General features: G+C 67.7%; 17 protein-coding genes. 11 read left to right on the top strand and 6 right to left on the bottom strand.

The genetic code is table 11. The features are described from left to right. Positions 1–171: 171 nt before the first annotated feature. The 3 genes from SI859A1_RS06010 to SI859A1_RS06000 form a co-directional block, all read right to left on the bottom strand. Positions 172–1,455 carry a porin gene (locus tag SI859A1_RS06010; RefSeq protein ID WP_040325415.1) on the bottom strand — a complete coding sequence of 428 codons (1,284 nt, stop codon included), beginning with the start codon at positions 1,453–1,455 and terminating at the stop codon, positions 172–174. Between the two features lie 398 nt (positions 1,456–1,853). Continuing rightward, a complete protein-coding gene (locus SI859A1_RS20790) occupies positions 1,854–4,502 on the bottom strand; it encodes an AAA family ATPase (RefSeq protein WP_081451338.1) in 2,649 nt (882 codons plus the stop codon). A gap of 3 nt (positions 4,503–4,505) precedes the next feature. Then, entirely contained in the window at positions 4,506–5,651 is a 1,146-nt protein-coding gene (locus SI859A1_RS06000; protein WP_040325413.1) for a metallophosphoesterase family protein, read from the bottom strand. Between the two features lie 224 nt (positions 5,652–5,875). On the opposite strand from SI859A1_RS06000, the gene ku reads away from it, so the two are divergent. From ku to SI859A1_RS05980, 4 genes are all read left to right on the top strand, one after another. Next, positions 5,876–6,844 carry a non-homologous end joining protein Ku gene (gene ku / locus SI859A1_RS05995; RefSeq protein ID WP_009208939.1) on the top strand — a complete coding sequence of 323 codons (969 nt, stop codon included), beginning with the start codon at positions 5,876–5,878 and terminating at the stop codon, positions 6,842–6,844. A 12-nt stretch (positions 6,845–6,856) separates the two neighbouring features. Continuing rightward, the gene (gene ligD / locus SI859A1_RS05990) at positions 6,857–9,487 is read left to right on the top strand and encodes a DNA ligase D (protein ID WP_009208938.1); all 2,631 of its coding nucleotides are present in this window, start codon (positions 6,857–6,859) and stop codon (positions 9,485–9,487) included. Positions 9,488–9,560: 73 nt separating this feature from the next. Continuing rightward, positions 9,561–10,118 carry a gamma carbonic anhydrase family protein gene (locus SI859A1_RS05985; protein WP_009208937.1) on the top strand — a complete coding sequence of 186 codons (558 nt, stop codon included), beginning with the start codon at positions 9,561–9,563 and terminating at the stop codon, positions 10,116–10,118. A 90-nt stretch (positions 10,119–10,208) separates the two neighbouring features. Next, complete coding sequence (locus SI859A1_RS05980; protein WP_009208936.1) at positions 10,209–11,321, top strand: pyridoxal phosphate-dependent aminotransferase; 1,113 nt, start codon at positions 10,209–10,211, stop codon at positions 11,319–11,321. 70 nt (positions 11,322–11,391) lie between these two features. Here SI859A1_RS05980 and SI859A1_RS05975 read toward each other — a convergent pair whose 3' ends face one another. Beyond that, on the bottom strand, positions 11,392–11,664 hold the full coding sequence (locus SI859A1_RS05975) for a hypothetical protein (RefSeq protein ID WP_024348694.1): 273 nt from the start codon (positions 11,662–11,664) through the stop codon (positions 11,392–11,394). A gap of 392 nt (positions 11,665–12,056) precedes the next feature. Here SI859A1_RS05975 and SI859A1_RS05970 point away from each other — a divergent pair, with 392 nt between their 5' ends. The 5 genes from SI859A1_RS05970 (at position 12,057) to SI859A1_RS05950 (ending at position 15,869) form a co-directional block, all read left to right on the top strand. Next, positions 12,057–12,401: a DUF2147 domain-containing protein gene (locus SI859A1_RS05970; protein ID WP_040326344.1), complete on the top strand. Its 345-nt coding sequence runs from the start codon at positions 12,057–12,059 to the stop codon at positions 12,399–12,401. Positions 12,402–12,569: 168 nt separating this feature from the next. Continuing rightward, positions 12,570–12,908: a DUF2147 domain-containing protein gene (locus SI859A1_RS05965; protein ID WP_040325410.1), complete on the top strand. Its 339-nt coding sequence runs from the start codon at positions 12,570–12,572 to the stop codon at positions 12,906–12,908. 175 nt (positions 12,909–13,083) lie between these two features. Then, positions 13,084–13,272, top strand: a complete 189-nt coding sequence (locus SI859A1_RS05960; protein WP_024348697.1) for a hypothetical protein — start codon at positions 13,084–13,086, stop codon at positions 13,270–13,272. Positions 13,273–13,317: 45 nt separating this feature from the next. Next, the gene (locus SI859A1_RS05955) at positions 13,318–14,820 is read left to right on the top strand and encodes an AMP nucleosidase (RefSeq protein WP_009208934.1); all 1,503 of its coding nucleotides are present in this window, start codon (positions 13,318–13,320) and stop codon (positions 14,818–14,820) included. A 5-nt stretch (positions 14,821–14,825) separates the two neighbouring features. Continuing rightward, positions 14,826–15,869, top strand: a complete 1,044-nt coding sequence (locus SI859A1_RS05950) for an endonuclease/exonuclease/phosphatase family protein (protein WP_009208933.1) — start codon at positions 14,826–14,828, stop codon at positions 15,867–15,869. Positions 15,870–15,995: 126 nt separating this feature from the next. Here the strand turns inward: SI859A1_RS05950 and SI859A1_RS20215 are convergent, their stop codons facing one another. Together SI859A1_RS20215 and SI859A1_RS05940 are read right to left on the bottom strand one after the other, a co-directional pair. After that, entirely contained in the window at positions 15,996–16,391 is a 396-nt protein-coding gene (locus SI859A1_RS20215; RefSeq protein WP_050767454.1) for a lysozyme inhibitor LprI family protein, read from the bottom strand. Positions 16,392–16,445: 54 nt separating this feature from the next. Further along, complete coding sequence (locus SI859A1_RS05940) at positions 16,446–18,119, bottom strand: electron transfer flavoprotein-ubiquinone oxidoreductase (protein WP_040325407.1); 1,674 nt, start codon at positions 18,117–18,119, stop codon at positions 16,446–16,448. A gap of 230 nt (positions 18,120–18,349) precedes the next feature. Here SI859A1_RS05940 and SI859A1_RS05935 point away from each other — a divergent pair, with 230 nt between their 5' ends. Together SI859A1_RS05935 and SI859A1_RS05930 are read left to right on the top strand one after the other, a co-directional pair. Then, the gene (locus tag SI859A1_RS05935) at positions 18,350–18,679 is read left to right on the top strand and encodes a DMT family transporter (protein ID WP_040325405.1); all 330 of its coding nucleotides are present in this window, start codon (positions 18,350–18,352) and stop codon (positions 18,677–18,679) included. Positions 18,680–18,716: 37 nt separating this feature from the next. Further along, a complete protein-coding gene (locus tag SI859A1_RS05930) occupies positions 18,717–19,637 on the top strand; it encodes a uracil-DNA glycosylase (protein ID WP_009208931.1) in 921 nt (306 codons plus the stop codon). Positions 19,638–19,720 lie beyond the last annotated feature (83 nt).

Genomic DNA, 19,720 nt, shown 5'->3' with positions numbered 1-19,720 from the left:
CGCAGTCGATGAAGATGCGGGACTAGCTAGTGGGAGTGTGCAGCGCGGCAACCGCCGGTCGCCGGACCGGGGTACTAAACCGCTGCACGGACGTCTGCTGTGACTGTCACGTCCGCAAACAAAAAGAGCCCGGCGCGAACGCCGGGCTCTCTAGACGATATGTCTGCTCTATTAGAAGGAGCGGACGAAGCGGAGGAAGCCCGCCGTCTGGTCGAGCGAGTTATCGACGAAGCCGTTCTGGCCGTCGAAGTCGATGTTGGCGTAGGAGATCTCAGCCAGCATGTCGAAGTTGTTGGTGATCTCGTAGCCGACGTTACCGACCAGCTTGTAGTACTCACCATCGCCACGGTTCGAGAAGGTGGTGGCGTTCGTGTAGCGGTAGGTGTCGAAGGTCTCACCGTAGACACCCGAAACCGCAACGCCGAGCTTGCCGAACTGCTGAGCGTAACCGGCGCCGATCTGCCATTCGACCGGCAGCGTCCCCGTCAGGAGGTCGAGCTGGGTGCCGAGCGTCGCACGATTCGAGAACAGGCCGATCGTGGAGTAGCTCGACGGATCGAAGGCGTAGGAACCCTCAATCTTCAGCTCGGAGTCGGCTGCGATCAGGTCCGTGAGGGACAGACCGGCCTTCAGAGCGAAAGCACCGTCATCAGTGGTTGGGTCGATACCGCTCACGAAAGTCGCCGAAGCAGGGACGATCACACCAGCGCTGTTAACCTGCAAGCCCGAAGCAGCAGCAGCAGTGAACGAAGCCGGAGTCAGGAGACGACCATCAACCTGCTCGTCATAAGAACCAGCAAGGTAGACCGAACCCCAGCCACCGGCATAGGCCAAGCGACCCACGACGTCCGGTGCGAAATTGCCCGTTGCATCATCTTCGAGCGACAGAGCGGCGGTGAAGCCGTTTGCAGCGTAGGTGTAGGAGATGCGGTTGGTCTGGTAATCACCAACCGGCAGGTCCGTGTCGGTCAGCAGGCCGTCGCCCTCGGTCCACAGGGTATCCAGGTAACCCATGGTCAGGCCACCGAGCTGGATGAAGCCCATGTCCATGTTGTAGCTGGCGTCGTTGCTGTAGGCGCCACCGGCGTTCTGAGCCTGGACGCGAGCGTAAGCGCGCAGAGTGCCGAGCTCGGTCTCTTCACGAGCGTCGAAATTCAGGCGGACGCGGACCACGGAGCCGGCCTGATAGTTGTCGCCATCAGAGTTCGTAAGCAGATCGTTGCCGAAGTCGTCTTCGATGCCGCCAGCGACGTTGTACTGGAAGCGTACGTAGCCGTTGATCGACAGGCAGGTCTCGGTGCCCGGGATGTAGTAGAAGCCCGTGCCGTAAACGTCGCAAACGCGAACGTAGTCGACCGGCTCCGGAGCAACCGGCATAATGACGTCCGCAGCGCGGGCGCCGGAGACTGCGACGAGAGCCGCAGCGGAGCCGAGAAGAAGGCTCTTAATGTTCATGTCCTGACCTCCAGTCATTTTTTATAGGTTAGGGTTGGGCCTTATACGAAGGACAGCCTTCCCTGCCCCATCCCCTGTGCGAAAGTCCGAAGCGAATGCCCCCTCGATCTCTCTGTGGCGACAATATCCACCAGCGTTCTGGATGCAATCGCCTAAATGCCACATTGGGGCTTCTGGGGTGCTTTGGACACACCCCTGTTGCGGGGATGCCACTTTTTCATTCACCACTTGTTAAGAAACGCCGGCTTGCAGGGGTTTGCGGCCTTCGCTGACGCCCCTTGCCCGGGGCTTTGCAGGGTCGTGGGCCGCGCGAAACAGGCCCTCCAAACCGCTTTTGCCCCTTCGCGGCCCGAAATGCGGCGCGGGTGATTCCCGCCCCGAAGCGGTCTGCCAGCGGGTCAGAGTCGGAAGATCGGCGCCCCGAGGTCGCGGAAGTCCCGCTCTCGGCAGGTCAGGACGATGATCTGCAGATCCTCTGCCGCCTTCTGCAGGACGAGATGCATCCGCTCCAACCGCTTCTCGTCCGTATTGACCAGCGCGTCGTCAAGGATCACCGCGGCCGGATGCCCGCCCTTCTTCAGGACATGGGCCAGCGCGATGCGGGTGACGACCGCCACCTGTTCCCGCGCGCCCGCCGACAGGCGGCGGAAATCCTCCGCAACGCCGGCCCGGTGCAGGCTGCGGATTTCCAGCGTGGTGTCGTCGAGCTCGATCTCGGTGCCGGGATGGATCAGCTTCAGATACGGCGCGACCTGGGTCTTGATCGGCCCCAGCCAGTGCTCGCGCGCCTCGCGCTGCGCGCCGATCAATGTGCTGTGCAGCAGACGCGAGGCGTCGGCTTCGAGCTGGAGACGCGAAAGCCGCGTCTCCAGCGTGCCGATCTCGCCCTCGAGGCGGGCGATCTCCTCGCCGAGGCCGGCGGCGCCCTGGGCACGCAGTTCGCCTTCCAGCGTCAGCGCTTCGTCCTTCAGCGCCGCCATGTCGCGGCGGATCGATTCGAGTGCCTTCCTGCGCGTCGTCAGGGTAAGGCGCACCGTCTCCGGATCGGCGTTGTCGCGTTCGCGCTGGCGCATCGCCGCAACGGCGGCCTTGGCCGAACGCTCCAGCTCGGCGGCCGCCAGATCGTCGGCCAGTGCCGTGCGGGGCCGGACGGCTTCGGCTTCGGCAAGATCGCGGCGCAGGCGATCGGCCTCCGCCCGCCGGAAACCGGCTTCCGATTCTGCCGCGGCAATCCTGGCAAGACTGCCGGATGCGGCCCGGCGCACCTGCTCCAGCTCGGCGCCGGCCGCGTCGAGGCGCCGGCGCGCTTCCTGGCGGATCTGCCGGATGCGCTCGCCGTCCGCCGCAACCGGCCCGGCGCTTTGCTCCCCAGCTTCCGGCGATGCTGCTGCAACGCGCGCGAGGTCGCTTCGCAACTCATCCAGCGCCGAGACTGCCTTCGCCACGCCCTCGGGCAGAAGCGCTGTAAGCTGCCGGGTTAGCGCCACCGCCTCGATCCGGCGCTCTTCGGCGACCCTGGCGCGGGCGCGCGCCGCATCGGTCGATTCGACGCCGAAGCGTTTCAGGAGGGCCGCGCGCTCGGCCGCCGACGCTTCGCTTTCATGGCGCAGGGTCTCGGCGTCGCCGCCGGGCTCCACCACGATCCGGCCGAAGCCGTCGAGCGTGAAGCCGGTGGGGACCGTCACCCGGACGGCGGCGCCGGGCGCCACGGCCTGCCCGGCCGGATCGGTGACGCAGGCATCGCCTTCCGGCTCGAACCGGATGGTCGGTGCAGCCACCGACAGGCGGACCGCGGCATCGCGCACCCGCTGGTCGGCCGTATCGAGGGCCTTGATCGCAGCCGCGTCGATCGCCGAGGCGCCGTCGGGCCGGCGCAGCTCGGCGAGGCGCGCGTCCAGCATCCGGCCTTCCGTCAGGCGGCGCTCCAGCGCAGCGATCTCGTCGGTCAGGCGCTTCACCTCGGCGCGCGAACGCTGCGCCTCGTCGGCGGCGTCGGCCTGTTCGGCGCCCAGCCGCGCGGCCTCGCGCGCTGCTTCCGCCCGCTCCAGCCCGGCCCGTTCCTCGACACCGGCCGTCCGCAATTCGTCGAGGGTAGCCGCGGTCTCCCCGGCCACCCGCGCCGCCTCGGCCACGGTCGCCATCAGCTTTTCGCGTTGGGACAGGCGCTCGGCCGCCGCATCGCGCCGCGCCAGCGCATGCTGCACGTCGCGCTCGGCCTCGCCGCATTCCCGGTCGAGGTTTTCCGCGCGGACCGCCGCCGCTTCCGCCGCCTCGAGCGCCTGCTCGGCCTTCGGCAGGGCGGCGTCGCGCTCATAGGCGCGCAGCTTGCGCCGGCGCTCCTCCAGCCGGTCGAGCCGATCCTGGAAGTCGCGCCAGAGCGCCGTCTTGGCGGACAGCTCGTCGCGCAGCTCGGAGAGACGCTCTTCCGTCTCGCGCACCGGCGATGACCGGGCGACCTTCAGCGTCTCGGTAAAGAAGCGGTCCTGCAGCGCCTTGGCGCTGGCGATCAGGCTGCGCCCGCGTTCGCCGCCGAGAATCTGCCCCACCTCGCCTTCCAGCGAAGCCGTCACCGCGTCCCGGCCGACACCGACGTCGAGACCGCCGGTCGAACGCCCCTGCTCGACCCACAGCAAGCCGAAGGCGCCCTGGTGCTTGTCGAGCTTCGGCTCGCCCGCGCCCGGATGGGTGAAGCGGAACAACTCGGCGAGATGCTCTTCCACCGCGTCGCCCGACAGCGTGCCGCCGGCCCAGACGAGTTCGGCCGCCGGCCGCTGCAGGAAGGCCTTGGTCAGCGTGTAGCTCGTCCCGTCGATCTCGAAGCCGACCTCGACCTCGGGCCGTGCCTGCCGATCATAGGGTCCGAGCGCCTTCACCGCCTCGCCGCCAGCCCGGTGCTTCTGGAAGAAGGCGGCGCGCAGCGCGGTCAAGAGCGTCGACTTGCCGGCCTCGTTGTCGCCGACGATGACGTTGAGCCCCGGCTCGATCAGCGGCAGTTCGGCCGAGCGGATGCCGGCGAAATCGGTGAGGCGAAGCGACTTCAGATACATGGCTCAGCCCTTCGCCGCGCCGGAGCCGTCGGCCGCGGGGCCCAGCAGCCGGCGGTGCTCGACATAGGCCATGCGCAGCGCCAGCTGCGCGGCGGCGCGCTCGGGGTCCTGCGGATCGGCGGCCCGTTCGCGCAGCCGGTCGATGGCCACGCGCACGAAGCCGCCGACATCGATCAGGTCGAGATCCTCTGCATCCGGCTCGTCGATCAGCCCGGCGTCGCGCAGCCGGAGATCGAAAAGCCGCGCCGACCACTCGCCTAGCGCCGCGTCCAGCCGCACCCGCTCGCGCAGCGGCAGGCTGCCGGTCAGGGTCAGGTCGAGCAGCGTCTCGCCGGGACGGGTCAGTTCCGCCAGTGCCGCGTCGAGGCCGTCGATGGCGCCGTCGAGCCGGAGTTCCATCGCGCGCCAATCGAAGCGGGCGGTGCGCACCCGCTCGATACGCGGCGCTGCGCCCGGCCCGTCGATCTCGACGATCGCCACATGGCCGGGCTCGTTGGCCGGATAGTGGTCCGGCTCGGGCGTGCCGGCATAGACCGTGCGCAGCGCGATCTCGACGAAACCGTGCCAGTCGCCGAGCGCCAGATAGTCGAGCCGCGCCCGTTCGGTGCGGTCGTCGGCGATCGGATTGCCGGATTCGGCCTTGGCCGGCAGCCGGTTGGCGACCGAGCCGTGAGCCAGCCCGATGCGGACGGCGCCGGACGTCTCGGCATGGTCGAACCAGGCTGTCAGATCGGCGCCCTCGTGGCGGCGGGTCAGCGGCGCCGGCAGGATCACCGCCGCGCCGTCCTTCAAATCGATCGGCTCCGGCCGGTCGGCGATGACCACCGAAGCCTGGCCGCTGCGCCGACGCAGCCGCGTCCAGACGGATTCGCTCAAGGCCGCATCGTGGTTGCCCGGCAGCATGATCCAAGGGCCGGAAAAGCCCGCCATCGCCTCCATTGTCCGGTGCAGATCGCGGTCGGACACCGTGTTGTCGTCGAAGGCGTCGCCCGCCACCAGCACCGCGTCGCAGCCGCGCGCCTGCGCCAGCGCGGCGATCCGCGCGACCACGGCGAAACGCTCGGCGCGCAGCTCGCCGCGGCGGTCGGCCTCGAACTGGCCGAAGGGCTTTCCGACCTGCCAGTCGGCGGTATGGAGAATCCGGATCAAGGGCTTGGCGCGGTTGATTGAATCGAAGGGCGAGGCTGGCGTTCGCAGAACGTGCTGCCCGAGTGCCGGCCGATACGCAAGGTTGCGGCGGCGGAGCCTGGGTCCATCAACCACTTTTCACCGGCGGCATGCGCGCGGAGTGCGCCCGGGTGACTCAACGGGAACGAGTCGCCGCCCGCGTCCGTTCTACCGGCGCGGCAGTCTGTCTTGTCTGGAGTATGTGCATGGCGCCTCGTCCCATCTGGAAAGGCCAGATCCGGCTTTCCCTCGTCTCGATCCCGGTCGAGATGTTCTCGGCCACACAATCCGGCGCCTCGATCAGCTTTCGCCAGATCCATCGCGAGAGCGGCAAGCGCATTCATTACGACAAGGTGGTGGACGGCATCGGTCCGGTCGACAAGGACGAGATCGTCAAGGGCTACGAGGTCGGCAAGGACGACTACGTGTTGCTCACCGACGAGGAGATCGAGGACGTCAAGATCGAGACCAAGAAGACGCTGGAGCTCGTCCAGTTCGTCGACACCTGCTCGATCCCGCCGCTCTATTTCGACAAGCCCTATTACGTCGTGCCCCAGGACGAGCTGGCGGAGGACGCGTTCCGCGTCGTGCGCGACGCCTTGCGCCAGGCCAAGAAGACCGGGCTCGGCCAGCTGTCGCTGCGCGGCAAGGAATATCTCGTGGCGCTGCGCCCCTGCGGGCCGGGCCTCCTGCTCGAGACGCTCCATTACGAGGACGAGATCCGCAAGTCCGATACGATCTTCTCCGACATCTCCGATGCGGAGACCGATGGCGATCTCCTCGACGTCGCGACCCAGCTCATCGAGAAGAAGACCGCCCCCTTCGATGCCTCGAACTTCAAGAACCACTACACCGCGGCGCTCAAGGCGCTGATCGCCGAAAAGCGCAAGAAGGGCGGCAAGGCCCGCGTCACCGTCGAGGACGACGAGCCGGCACCGGCCAGCAAGGGCAGCAATGTCGTCGACCTGATGGCGACCTTGAAGAAGAGCCTCGAAGGAGGCGGCGGCGGCGAGAGCGGCGAGAAGAAGGGCACCTCCAAGTCCGGCACGTCGTCTGCCCGCGGCAGCAAGGCCAAGACCACCGCCAAGTCGCGCAGCACCAAGGCGAGCGGCAGCAAATCGACGAAGTCTGGCTCGACGGCGAAAGCCCCCAGCAGCCGGCGCAAGAGCGCCTGACGGGTCGCGGTCATGGCAGCAAAGAGCGACGCCCTGCTCGAAACCTACCGGCAGAAGCGCGACTTTGCCAGGACGCGCGAGCCCAGCGGCTCGGAGGCGGAGAAGATCGCCGGCGACGGTCTGTTCTTCTGCGTCCAGAAGCATGACGCCACGCGCCTTCACTACGATTTCCGCATCGAGTGGGAAGGCGTCCTGAAGAGCTGGGCGGTCACGAAAGGACCGAGCCTCGACCCCGCCGACAAGCGCCTGGCGGTGCGCACCGAAGACCACCCGATGGACTACGGCACCTTCGAGGGCACGATCCCGAAGGGTGAGTATGGCGGCGGCACGGTGATGCTCTGGGACCAGGGGACCTGGGAGCCGCTGGAGGATCCCGACGAAGGCTTTGCCAAGGGCAGCCTCAAGATGCATCTCGAAGGCGAGCGCATGCGCGGCAACTGGGCGCTCGTGCGGATGAAGCCGCGGAACGGTGAGAAGCGCGAGAACTGGCTGCTGATCAAGGAGAAGGACGAGGCGGTCGATCGCCGGCGCAATCTCCTGAAGGCCGACAAGAGCGTGAAGACCGGGCGCAGCATGGCCGCCATTGCCAAGGGCGACGACGTCTGGGACACCGACCGCACGGCCGACGACGAGAGCCATAAAACGAGCGGCAAGAAGAGCAAGGCGACCGCGGCCAAGGCAAAGCCTGCCGCGAAGGACAAGAAGCCGTCGGCAAAACCCGCCAAGGGCAAGGCCGGCGAGCCGCTGCCCATGCCCGCCTTCTCGCCGCCGCAGCTCGCCACCCTCGTGGATACGGCACCGGCCGGGCGCGACTGGGTCCACGAGATGAAATATGACGGCTACCGCGTGCTGATCGCCATCGGCGACGGCAAGGTCAGCTGCTGGACCCGCAACGAGCAGGACTGGACCGAGCGCTTCACCGGCATCGCCGAGGCCGCCGCGACCCTGAACTGCCGCAGCGCGCTGATCGACGGCGAGGTGGTCGCCTTCGACGCCGATGGCGGCACCGATTTCTCCACCCTCCAGAAGCATCTGTCGGAGGGCGGCCCCCTCTCCTGCTTCTGTTTCGACCTCCTGCATCTCGATGGCGAGGATCTGCGCGACCAGCCGCTGACCGAGCGCAAGGCGGCGCTGCGCGATCTCCTCGACGGCCACGAGACCCAGACGCTGCTCTACAGCGAGCACATCACCGGCAGCGGCGAATCCGTCTTCAAGAAGGTCTGCGCCTCCGGCCATGAAGGCATCATCGCCAAGCGCGCCGACGCGCCCTATCGCGGCGGCCGCTCGCGCAACTGGCTGAAGGTGAAATGCACCCGCCGGCAGGAATTCGTCATCGGCGGCTGGAAACCGTCGGACAAGAAGAGCCGGCCGTTCTCCTCGATCCTGCTCGGGGTGCCGGACGGCGACACGCTGGTCTATCGCGGCCGTGTCGGTTCGGGCTTCGACGAGGAGGCCATGGCCGATCTGAAGGCCCGCTTCGCCGATCTGGCGCGCAAGACCTCGCCCTTCGCCGAACTCGCCTCCGATGTTAAGCGCGCCGCCCGCTTCGTAACCCCCACTCTGGTGGCCGAGATCGAATTCGCCGAGATCACCGCCGACGGCTCGATCCGCCATGGCGTCTTCAAGGGACTGCGCGAGGACAAGGAGGCCGGGGACGTGACCGACGAACGGCCGACATCCGCTCCGGCGTCGGGGCGCAAGGGCGGCAAGTCCGCCGCGAAGGCGACTCCGTCGCCGCAGAGCACCGGCGCTGCGCCTGATCGGGTGGCCGACGTGCGGCTGACCCATCCCGGGCGCGTCGTCTTCGAGGGCCAGGGCGTCACCAAGGGCGACCTCGCTCTCTATTACGAGAAGATCGCCGACCGCATGCTGGCCCATGCCGGCAACCGGCCGCTGTCGCTGGTCCGCTGCCCGCAGGGGGGCGACAAGCGCTGCTTCTTCCAGAAGCACGACAGCGGCGGCTTTCCCGACGCGGTCGAGACCGTCGCCGTCACCGAGAAGGACGGCAGCAAGGCCGATTATCTCACCGTCGGCAGCGCCGCCGGGCTCGTCGGCGCCGTGCAAATGAACACGCTCGAATTCCACATCTGGGGCGCCCACAACGACAGGCTGGAAAAGCCCGACCGGCTGGTCTTCGACCTCGATCCCGACGAGGGCCTCGATTTCGGCGACGTGAAACAGGCCGCCTTCGACCTGCGCGACAGCCTCGCCGATCTCGGCCTCACGACCTTCGCCATGGTCACCGGCGGCAAGGGCGTTCATGTCATCGCGCCGCTGGAACGGCGCCAGGGCTGGGACGATCTGAAAGCCTTCGCCCGCGGCTTTGCGCATCTGCAGGCGCGCGAGGAGCCGGACCGCTATGTCGCCACCATGTCCAAGGCCAAGCGCACCGGAAAGATCTTCATCGACTGGCTGCGCAACGAGCGCGGCGCCACGGCCATCGCGCCCTATTCCACCCGCTCGCGCGCCGGCGCGCCGGTGGCGACGCCCGTTACCTGGGACGAACTCGCCGAGCTCGACGCTGCCAATGGCTTCACCCTCGACACGGTGCTCGCCCGCCTCGACGAAGCCGATCCGTGGGCCGACTACGATACGGTGCGCCAGTCGCTGACCAAGCCGATGCTCAAGGCGGTCGCCGAATGAGGCGCCGCTGCCGCGCTTGATTCCCGCCCTCCGCTGACGCAGTTTCGCTGCGCATCAGCTCGGGAGGTTGCCCATGCCCATTTACGCGCTCGACGAAGACCGGCCGGAACTGCCGGAAGACGACAGTGTATTCGTCGCGCCGGGGGCGCATGTCATCGGCCGGGTGCGGCTCGGCCGCAACGTCGGCATCTGGTTCGGCGCCGTGCTGCGCGGCGACAACGAATGGATGACCATCGGCGACGACACCAACATCCAGGACAATTGCACCCTGCACAGCGATGCCGGCTTTCCGCTGACCATCGGCGCCGGCTGCACCCTCGGCCACGCCGCCATCGTCCATGGCTGCACCATCGGCGACAATTCGCTGATCGGCATGGGCGCGACAGTGCTCAACGGCGCCAAGATCGGCCGCAACTGCATCGTCGGCGCCAATGCGCTGGTGACGGAGGGCAAGGAGTTCCCCGACAATTCGCTGATCGTCGGCGCGCCGGCGCGGGTCGCCCGCACGCTGGACGAAAAGGCCGAGGCGGGGCTCAGGCTGTCGGCCGAGCATTACGCCCGCAATGCCCAGCGTTTCGCCAAGGGCCTCGTCCCGATCGAGCCGGGCAACGCGAAAACGCCAAAGGCCTGACCGCCCGGCCCGGCCATCGCCGCCGGGCCGCCTGTCTGCCGCGTCGTCCCGCCTTGCGACGGCTCGTCCCATTCCCGTCCGGAGTTCCCCATGCCGCTCTTCACCGATCTCGTGCGATCGCTGCCCGCTTCGGTGCCCTTCGTCGGGCCGGAAGCGCTGGAGCGGCAGACCGGCGTCCGCTTCAAGGCCCGGCTCGGCGCCAATGAAAGCGTCTTCGGCCCGTCGCCGAACGCCATCGAGGCGATGACGCGGGCCGCCGCCGACAGCTGGGGCTATGGCGATTCCGCCAATCACCACCTGAAGGAGGCGCTGGCGGCGCATCTCGATCTCGCGCCGGACAACATCATGGTGGGCGAAGGCATCGACGGGCTGCTCGGCCTGCTGGTACGTCTCACCTGCGAGCCCGGCGACCGCGTGGTCACCTCCCACGGCGCCTACCCGACCTTCAACTACCATGTGGTCGGCCACGGCGCGGCGCTGGACTTCGTACCCTATCGCGACGACCGCGAGGATCTCGACGCGCTGATCGCGCGCACGCGCGAACTGAAGCCGAAGCTCCTCTACGTCTCCAATCCCGACAATCCCACCGGCTCTTGGTACGAGGCGGCGGAGATCGAGCGGCTGATCGACACGGTGCCGGCGGAGACGATCCTCGTTCTCGACGAGGCCTATGCCGACATGGCGCCCGCTTCGGCCCTGCCGGCGATGAGCGTCATGCGCCCCAATCTCCTGCGCTTCCGCACCTTCTCCAAGGCCTATGGCCTCGCCGGCGCGCGTATCGCCTATGCCATCGGTGAAGCGGAGACGATCGTGCAGTTCGAGAAGGTCCGCAACCATTTCGGCATTTCGCGTGTGTCCCAGGTCGGCGCGCTCGCGGCGTTGCGGGACCAGGACTATTTGCGCCGGACGGTGGAGAAGATCGTGGCCGCCCGCGGCAGGCTGGCGGAGATCGCCACGTCGGCCGGGCTGATCCCGCTGCCGTCGGCGACCAATTTCGTCGCCATGGATTGCGGCGGCAACGGGGCCCATGCCCGCGCGATTCTGGAAGCCGTGATCCGGCGCGGCGTGTTCATCCGCATGCCGGGCGTCGCGCCGCTCGACCGGATGATCCGCGTGACTGTCGGCCGCGACGAGGATCTGGCGATCTTCGAGACCGCGCTCGGCGAGGCGCTGGCGGAAGTGGGCCGGCCCCGGACGGCCTGACGGCGGCCGCCGCTTATGTCAGAGGCGGGGCGCCGATGCGCCCGATGCCGTGGAGACGCGTCGCGCGTGATCAGTGACGGGTCATCCACTGGCGCGCGGCGCGCAGCGCGGCGGCGACCTCGGCCTTCGACATCTGGCTGGCGACGTCCTGCCGGTGATAGGCGGCCGCGTCCGAACCCTTGCGATCGGCGAGATTGAAATACATGTGGGCGGCGACGAAATCGACCGCGCCGTCATGGCCGCAGGCCGCGCGCATGCCGAGGTCGAAGAGGATGTCGGCGTCAACGAACACCGCGCCGCTGGCCGAGATGTCGTCGTAGTTCTGGAAGTCGATGCGAGCCATTGTCTTTCGCGTCCCTGTCGCTGTTGATCGGCTGCTGTCCGATGGGCCGAGAATGACCGCGACGACTGAAGGGGTGCTTAAAGTTTGCGATTAATTCGAGATAAATGCGTGTGAGCATTTGGCTCGGGAAAGTGCGCTCAAGCTCCTGAACCATTGAGACAATCAGACCTACGGACGGGCCCGTGCCGTATCGGAAGATTCACGACGCGCTAACCGTGCCGTCGCATTCCATGCCTTTGCGGCAGATTTTCCGCCTTCGGACACATCACCGATTTCCCGCGTCCGGCAGGAGCGCGAGCATTGCCATTTGCAGCGGCTTGTTTACTCTTACGTGAAGGGAAGCGTCACGGTGTCGAGGAGGATGCCGGCTTGCCCTGATGGGGAGCGAGAACATGAAGCGACTGATACTGGCGGCCGCGCTCGGCCTGGGCATGGGCGGCATCGCGCACGCCGATCCAATCGAGGGCAACTGGAAGATGCCGTCCGGCTACAATGCCAAGATCGCCAGCTGCGGCGGCGCCTTCTGCCTGACCTACACGACCGGCCCCCACAAGGGGAAAACCTTCGGTCAGATGCAGCCAACCGGCAAGGGCAAATACGCCGGCACGGTCACCGACTACACCAAGGGCGGCAAGGAATATTCCGGCAAGGGCGCGCTCTCCGGCAACACGCTGTCGGTCTCCGGCTGCGTCCTCGGCGGCCTGATCTGCCGTTCGCAGAGCCTCACCCGCCTCTGATCCGGCCCGGCGGGCAGGCCTCCCTGCCCGCCCGTTCCGCGCACCGCGTGGCGGCGCCACCGGCATGCGTTCATGCCCGTCGTCCACGGCGGCGTATCGTCCGCGGCAACCCTTGGCGCGGCAGCGGCGTTCTGTCTGTTCGATCCTGAACAGACCACGGAGCCCGCCATGAAGACGATCCTCATCGCCGCTGCCGCCGCCATGGCGCTCGGCACCTCCGCATGGGCCGCCGAGCCCATCGTCGGCAAATGGCGCGCGCCGGGCGGCGGCATCGTGCAGGTGTCGAGCTGCGGCGGCGCCTATTGCGCCGAGGTGATCTCCGGCCAGCACAAGGGCAAGTCCGTCGGCCGCATGACCGGCAGCGGCGCCGATTACGAGGGCGAGGTGACCGATCCCCGCGACGACCGCACCTACAACGGCAATGCCGTGGTTAAGGGCGGCAAGCTGGAACTGACCGGCTGCGCCCTCAAGATCTTCTGCAAGACGCAGGTCTGGGTGAAGCTCTGAGCCGCGCCGCCTGATCGGCACCGGCAGACGACCACCGCCGCGCCGCAACGCTGCCCCGTTCGCGGCCCCTCATCCGCTCGCGCCCGGCCATCCGAGCCGGGCGCGTGTCAGCCTCGCTTCAGCGCCATGTGCAATTGTGGCGAAAATGCTGTAGGGCGGCACCATGATGACACGAATGACCGCGCTGACGGTCCTGATCGCCGGGATCGGCACTGTGCTGAGCTTTCTGGTGCAGGACATCGGCGAGCGCCCCGGCAGCGCTTTCGGATCCCTGACCGGCGACGATTGCGATTATCGCCGCGGCATCGTCTGCCCGCTGGTCCGCGATCCCATCGTTCTCCAGAACACCACCGGCGGTTTTTGAGACCCGGCGTCTTCTCGCTGCCGTGACAGCCGGTTAGACAGGGGCATGACCGAGATCGTTCCCGCCCCGGCCGAGAGCCGCATCGTCACACCAGAGACCGCCGAACGCCGCCCGTACTGGGATGCGCAGGAGGCCGTCGAGGAAGTCATCCGCCTCTATGGCCGCTCCGTCGCCTTCCTGTCCGACAGCTTCGACGCGGTGCTGAAGGACGGTGATCTCGACCATCGCTACCGTGCCTATTATCCGGAAATCTCGCTGGCCACGACGACCCATGCGCGGGTCGATTCGCGCCTCGCCTTCGGCCATGTGCCGCGCCCCGGCCGCTACGCGACGACGGTGACCCGGCCGGATCTGTTCGAGCGCTACCTGGTGGACCAGATCGCGCTCCTGATCCGCAATCACGGCCAGCCGGTGCTGGTGGGGGATTCCACCACGCCGATCCCGCTGCATTTCGCCTTCGGCGAAGGTACCTATGTGGACGGCAGCATGGCCGAACGGCTCGACCGGCCGCTGCGCGACGTCTTCGACGTGCCCGATCTCGAAGCCACCGACGACCGCATCGTCAACGGCAACCACGAGACCGGCCCCGGCGAGGAGATGCCGCTGGCGCCCTTCACAGCCCAGCGCGTCGACTATTCGCTGCACCGGCTGTCGCACTACACCGCGACCCATCCGGCGCATTTCCAGAACTTCGTCCTGTTCACGAACTACCAGTTCTACATCGACGAATTCTGCATGATGGCGCGCGAGATGATGATGCGCGGCGGCGATGGCTATGTCGAATTCGTCGAGCCGGGCAATGTCGTCACCAGCCCCGGCGAGGCCAAGCCGCATCAGGGCGTCGCCCCGTCCCGCCTACCGCAGATGCCGGCCTATCACCTCAAGCGCGCCGACGGCCACGGCATCACCATGGTCAATATCGGCGTCGGCCCGTCCAACGCCAAGACGATCACCGACCACATTGCCGTCCTGCGCCCCCATGCCTGGCTGATGCTCGGCCATTGCGCCGGCCTGCGAAACAGCCAGGAGCTGGGCGACTACGTCTTGGCCCACGCCTATGTGCGCGAGGATCACGTCCTCGACGCCGACCTGCCGGTCTGGGTGCCGATCCCGGCCTTGGCCGAGGTGCAGGTGGCGCTGGAGAAGGCCGTCGAGGAGGTCACCGGCCTGTCCGGCTACGAGCTGAAGAAGATCATGCGCACCGGCACGGTCGCCACCATCGACAACCGCAACTGGGAACTGCGCGACCATCGCGAGCCGGTCGAGCGCCTGTCCCAGTCGCGGGCCATCGCCCTCGACATGGAATCGGCGACGATCGCGGCCAACGGCTTCCGCTTCCGCGTGCCCTACGGCACCCTCCTCTGCGTCTCCGACAAGCCGCTGCACGGCGAATTGAAGCTGCCGGGCATGGCCACGGAATTCTACAAGCGGCAGGTGGCCCAGCATCTGCGCATCGGCATGCGGGCGCTGGAGCTGATGTCGGAGCTGCCCTCCGAGCGGGTGCATTCGCGCAAGCTGCGCTCCTTCTTCGAGACGGCGTTCCAGTAGGCACCATGGCAGGGACCGGAACGACAGACGCGCCGTCGCGCGGGCGAACCGGCGGTCGCCGCTGGCTGCGGCGGACGCTCGCGGCACTGGCTCTGGTCTGCGCCCTGCCGGTCGTCGCCGGATTCTTCGGCGGCAGCGTCGCCGCCTTCGATTCCGTCGGGCATTTTCGCGCCCATCTGTCGGTCGTCGCGCTGCTCGCCGGGGTCGCCACGCTGATCGCCGGCCCGGCCATACCGCGCATCACCGGCGCCCTGGCGGTCGCCGCGGCACTCGCCGGCTTCGTGACGGTGGCGCCCTATGTCCTGCCGGACAGCACACCGATGGCCGCCGACGCCGTCGAGGGGCGGCCGACCTATCGCCTGCTGCAGATGAATCTGCGCTACGACGTTGCCGAGCCCGCCGAGGCCATCCGCCGGATCGCAGCCGAAGCGCCGGACATCGTTACGCTGCAGGAAACCGGCCGCGACTGGCAGGCCCGACTCGAAACCCTGTCGGCCACTTACCCGCATCAATTCTACTGCAGCGGCCCCTTCGCGCAGGGCAATGTCGCCATCCTGTCGAAGCGCCCTTTCGTCGACGAGACCGGATATTGCGACGTGGAGAACGGTTTTGCCGCACGGCGCATCGATTTCAACGGCACCGTCGCGACCATCGTGTCCCAGCATCTGCAATGGCCCTGGCCCTTCGGCCACTGGCGCCAGCTGGCGGACTTGCAGGAAACGCTGGGGCTGCTCCGAGGCCCGGTGCTAATCGCCGGCGACTTCAACGCTGCGCCGTGGAGCGCCGCGCTGGAAACCTATGCGGCGGCCAGCGGCACGACACCGGTGACGGGCATCGGTTTCACCTGGCTCTCGCGCGCCCTGCCGGGAGCGCTGGCACCCTATATCGGCCTGCCGATCGACCATGTGCTGGCAACACCCGGCATCGTGATCCGGAAGCTCGGCACGCTGGCGCCCACCGCCTCCGATCATATGCCGATCGCGGCGACCTTCAGTCTGCCCGCCGCAGCACCGGCCGCCCCGGACACCCCGCAGGCCGCCGCGCTGTAGCCTCGGCGGCCGTTTCGGCACCGACATCACCTGAGAGACCGGCCCCTCGCCACCCGGCGGGGCACCCGGTTGATGTCCTGGTTCGGGTCCTCGATGGCCTTGGAGACCCCGTGATGATCCCCTCCCTTACTGCGGCGCGACCGACACCAGGATCTCGTTCAGCGCCTGCGTCCGCTGCGCGATGACGAAGGCCCGGCAGGACGGGTAGGACAGGTGGCGGCCGATGGAACCGTATGCGGCTGGATCCAGATAGAACAGGCAGGTGCGATCGCGATAGGTGAGCCATGCCCGCTGCTCGTCGCGCAGCATCGGCTGGCCCTCCTCGGGAAGTTCCGCCAGGAGCGCCCGCCACGCCGCGTTGAGGCGCGCATCCTCGCGCTCCATCCACGCACCGCCGCAGACGCCCATCTCCGGCATGCTGGCATCGGCCTCGCGCAGGCACGCATCATAGGCGTCGTCGGCGCGCGCCGGCAGCGCCAATAGCTGTAGGGCCAGGAGGATCAGCGGCAAAGCCAGGCGCATGGCGGGCTCCCCTTCACGACGTGCAACACCGCGCCGTTCCGCGCGACGCGACTCCTACATCACCTGATAGACCGGCCCCTCGCCACCCTGCGGCGGCACCCAGTTGATGTTCTGGTTCGGATCCTTGATGTCGCAGGTCTTGCAGTGGACGCAGTTCTGGGCGTTGATCACGAACTTCTCCTCGCCGCCCTCCTGCACCCATTCGTAGACGCCGGCCGGGCAGTAACGCTGCGACGGGCCGGCATAGACCGCGAATTCGGAATCGTGCTGCAACTGCGGGTCCTTGACCTGCAGATGGACCGGCTGGTCCTCCTCATGATTGGTGTTCGACAGATACACCGAGGAGACCTTGTCGAAGGTCAGGACGCCGTCGGGCTTGGGATAGTCGATCTTCCTGTGCTTGGCCGCCGGCTCCAGGCAGGCATGGTCGGGCTTGCCGTGCTTCTGGGTGCCGAAGAAGGAAAAGCCGAACAGCGAGTTGGTCCACATGTCGAGGCCGCCCAGACCGATGCCGAGCAGGGTGCCGTATTTCGACCAGAGCGGCTTGACGTTGCGCACCGGCTTGAGGTCGCGGCCGATCGCCGAGGTCCGCCATTCGTCGTCATAGGCCGACAGCACGTCATGCGCGCGCCCCGCCTTGATCGCCTCGGCGGCCTTCTCGGCGGCCAGCATGCCCGAGGTCATGGCGTTGTGGACGCCCTTGATCCGCGGCACGTTGACGAAGCCGGCCGAGCATCCGATCAGCGCCCCGCCCGGGAAGACCAGCTTGGGCACCGACTGCCAGCCGCCCTCGGTGATGGCGCGCGCGCCATAGGCGATGCGCTTGCCGCCTTCCAGGAGTTCGGCGATGTCGGGATGCGTCTTGAAGCGCTGGAATTCCTCGAAGGGTGACAGATACGGGTTCTTGTAGTTCAGGTGGACGACGTAGCCGACATAGACCTGGTTTTCGCCCAGATGGTACAGGAACGAGCCGCCGCCGGTACCGCTGTCCAGCGGCCAGCCGAAGGAGTGCTGCACCCGGCCCGGCTTCGACTTGGCCGGATCGATCTCCCACAATTCCTTCAACCCGATGCCGAACTTGCCCGGCTCTCGCCCTTCGTCGAGGCCGTAGCCGCGGATCAGCTGCTTGGCCAGCGAGCCGCGCACGCCCTCGCCGATCATGACGTATTTGCCCATCAGCGCCATGCCGCGCTGGTACATCGGGCCGGGCTCGCCGCTGCGGGCAACACCCATGTCGCCGGTGGCGACGCCGATCACCGCATTGCTGTCGTCGTAGAGGATCTCGGAGGCCGCGAAGCCCGGATAGATCTCGACGCCCAGCGCCTCGGCCTTCTCGGCCATCCACTTGCAGACAAGGCCCAGCGAGACGACGAAATTGCCGTGATTGTTCATCAGCTTCGGCATCAGCGCATTGGGCAGGCGGAACGAGCCGCTGGCGCCGTACAGATAGAACCGGTCGTCGGTGACCTTGGTCTTGATCGGCGTCTCTTCCTCGCGCCATTCCGGCAGAAGGACGTCCAGCGCGGAAGGGTCGAGAACGTTGCCGGACAGGACATGGGCGCCGACCTCGGCGCCCTTCTCCAGGACCACGACGGACAGTTCCGGATCGATCTGCTTCAGCCGGATCGCCGCCGACAGACCGGCCGGCCCGGCGCCGACGATCACCACGTCGAATTCCATCGACTCGCGTTCGGGCAGGGTCTCGGTCTGGCTGGCGGTATCGCTCATCGTCTCTGGGTCCTTTCGGTGGCGCGGGCAGACGCCGCGCATCCTCGTACACGTTCGCACCGGGTGCAGTCGTCCCAAGACTAGGGCACGGGCCTGTTTGGACGAGTTCTAGCCTGATTGACCTTTCCGTCAAACAGCCGGCGTCGTGCCGATCGTCGCGGACGCCCTGGCCCTTGACGCGCCGCCCGCGGGCGGATCAGACAGGCCCGGCCCGACACAAGGAGACCGGCTTGAACGCGCTCTATCTCGGCATCGCGATTCTCTGCGAGATCGTCGGTACCACTGCCCTCAAATCGACCGAAGGCTTCACCCGGCTCGCACCCTCGCTGGTCACCGTGGCGACCTATGTGCTCGCCTTCTACTTCCTGTCGCTGCCGCTGCGCACCATGCCGGTCGGCATCGTCTATGCGATCTGGTCGGGCACCGGCATCGTGCTGCTGGCGCTGATCGACATCTTCTGGTTCCGCGTCACGCTCGACCTGCCGGCCCTTCTCGGCCTGGCGCTGATCGTCGGCGGCGTGCTCGTCATCAACCTGTTCTCCCAGTCCCTCGGACACTGAGGCGGCCGTCGCGCCGCGCGGAAAAATCGGCTAGGGAATGGCCATGAACGCCGAGCCCCATCCCATCGACCGCGAGGCGGCAATCGCCCTCCTCGAATGGTACCGCGCCGCCGGCGTCGATGCGGTGACCGGCGAGCACCCGCGCGACCGCTTTGCCGAGACCCAGGCCGAGATCGCCGCCCGCAAGGCCCGGCGCGGCCAGCCGGCGGGCGTGGCTCCGGCAGCGACAGGCGAGCCCCCTCGCCCCGCGCAGGAAGCGAGGGTCGCCCCGGCCAGGACGCCGCAGCCGGCCGAGGAGCCCGGCTTCCCCGCGCCGCGCATCGCCGTGCCCGACGACATCGCCGTCGCCGACGCCCGCGAACGCGCCCGCTCGGCGACGACCCTCGCCGAATTGCGGGCCGCGCTCGACGATTTCGACGGCTGCAATCTGCGGATTTCGGCGCGCTCGACGGTGTTCGGCGACGGCAGCGAGACCGCCGATGTGATGCTGGTCGGCGAGGCGCCCGGCCGCGAGGAGGACACCGCCGGCGTGCCCTTCGTCGGCCGCTCCGGGCAGCTTCTCAACCGCATGCTGGAATCCATCGGGCTGGAGCGCGAGGCGGTGCGGGTGACCAACACGGTACCCTGGCGCCCGCCCGGCAACCGCCCGCCGACGCCGGCCGAAACGCAGATCTGCCTGCCCTTCGTCCAGCGCCATATCGAACTGGTGGCGCCGAAGATCCTGGTCTGTCTCGGCTCGCCCTCGGCCAAGGCAATCCTGGGGGCACAGGAGGGCATCCTGCGGGTGCGCGGCCGCTGGACGACCTACAGCTTCGGGCTGGAGCAGTGCGACGCCATCGACGCAGTGGCGATGCTGCATCCGGCCTATCTGCTGCGCCAGCCGGCCCAGAAGCGCCTCGCCTGGCGCGACCTGATCGCCCTGCGCGAACGTCTGGCACAGAAATCGACGGCGGGCTGACGCGGGACCGGGCCGCCGCACGAATCGGCGGCGAAAAGGCACTCGCCAAATCGGTGCGAAACGCCTAGCTCTGCCCGCGAGGC

The sequence above is a fragment of the Aurantimonas manganoxydans SI85-9A1 genome (assembly GCF_000153465.1).
GTDB lineage: Bacteria > Pseudomonadota > Alphaproteobacteria > Rhizobiales > Rhizobiaceae > Aurantimonas > Aurantimonas manganoxydans.
This window is presented reverse-complemented; position numbering and strand designations above follow the sequence as displayed.

Coding starts and splice junctions, on each gene's coding strand:
- SI859A1_RS06010 (WP_040325415.1), bottom strand. CDS start 1,455: ATGAACATTAAGAGCCTTCTTCTCGGCTCCGCTGCGGCTCTCGTCGCA.
- SI859A1_RS20790 (WP_081451338.1), bottom strand. CDS start 4,502: ATGTATCTGAAGTCGCTTCGCCTCACCGATTTCGCCGGCATCCGCTCG.
- ku (WP_009208939.1), top strand. CDS start 5,876: ATGGCGCCTCGTCCCATCTGGAAAGGCCAGATCCGGCTTTCCCTCGTC.
- ligD (WP_009208938.1), top strand. CDS start 6,857: ATGGCAGCAAAGAGCGACGCCCTGCTCGAAACCTACCGGCAGAAGCGC.
- SI859A1_RS05985 (WP_009208937.1), top strand. CDS start 9,561: ATGCCCATTTACGCGCTCGACGAAGACCGGCCGGAACTGCCGGAAGAC.
- SI859A1_RS05980 (WP_009208936.1), top strand. CDS start 10,209: ATGCCGCTCTTCACCGATCTCGTGCGATCGCTGCCCGCTTCGGTGCCC.
- SI859A1_RS05975 (WP_024348694.1), bottom strand. CDS start 11,664: ATGGCTCGCATCGACTTCCAGAACTACGACGACATCTCGGCCAGCGGC.
- SI859A1_RS05970 (WP_040326344.1), top strand. CDS start 12,057: ATGAAGCGACTGATACTGGCGGCCGCGCTCGGCCTGGGCATGGGCGGC.
- SI859A1_RS05965 (WP_040325410.1), top strand. CDS start 12,570: ATGAAGACGATCCTCATCGCCGCTGCCGCCGCCATGGCGCTCGGCACC.
- SI859A1_RS05960 (WP_024348697.1), top strand. CDS start 13,084: ATGACCGCGCTGACGGTCCTGATCGCCGGGATCGGCACTGTGCTGAGC.
- SI859A1_RS05955 (WP_009208934.1), top strand. CDS start 13,318: ATGACCGAGATCGTTCCCGCCCCGGCCGAGAGCCGCATCGTCACACCA.
- SI859A1_RS05950 (WP_009208933.1), top strand. CDS start 14,826: ATGGCAGGGACCGGAACGACAGACGCGCCGTCGCGCGGGCGAACCGGC.
- SI859A1_RS20215 (WP_050767454.1), bottom strand. CDS start 16,391: ATGCGCCTGGCTTTGCCGCTGATCCTCCTGGCCCTACAGCTATTGGCG.
- SI859A1_RS05940 (WP_040325407.1), bottom strand. CDS start 18,119: ATGAGCGATACCGCCAGCCAGACCGAGACCCTGCCCGAACGCGAGTCG.
- SI859A1_RS05930 (WP_009208931.1), top strand. CDS start 18,717: ATGGCCATGAACGCCGAGCCCCATCCCATCGACCGCGAGGCGGCAATC.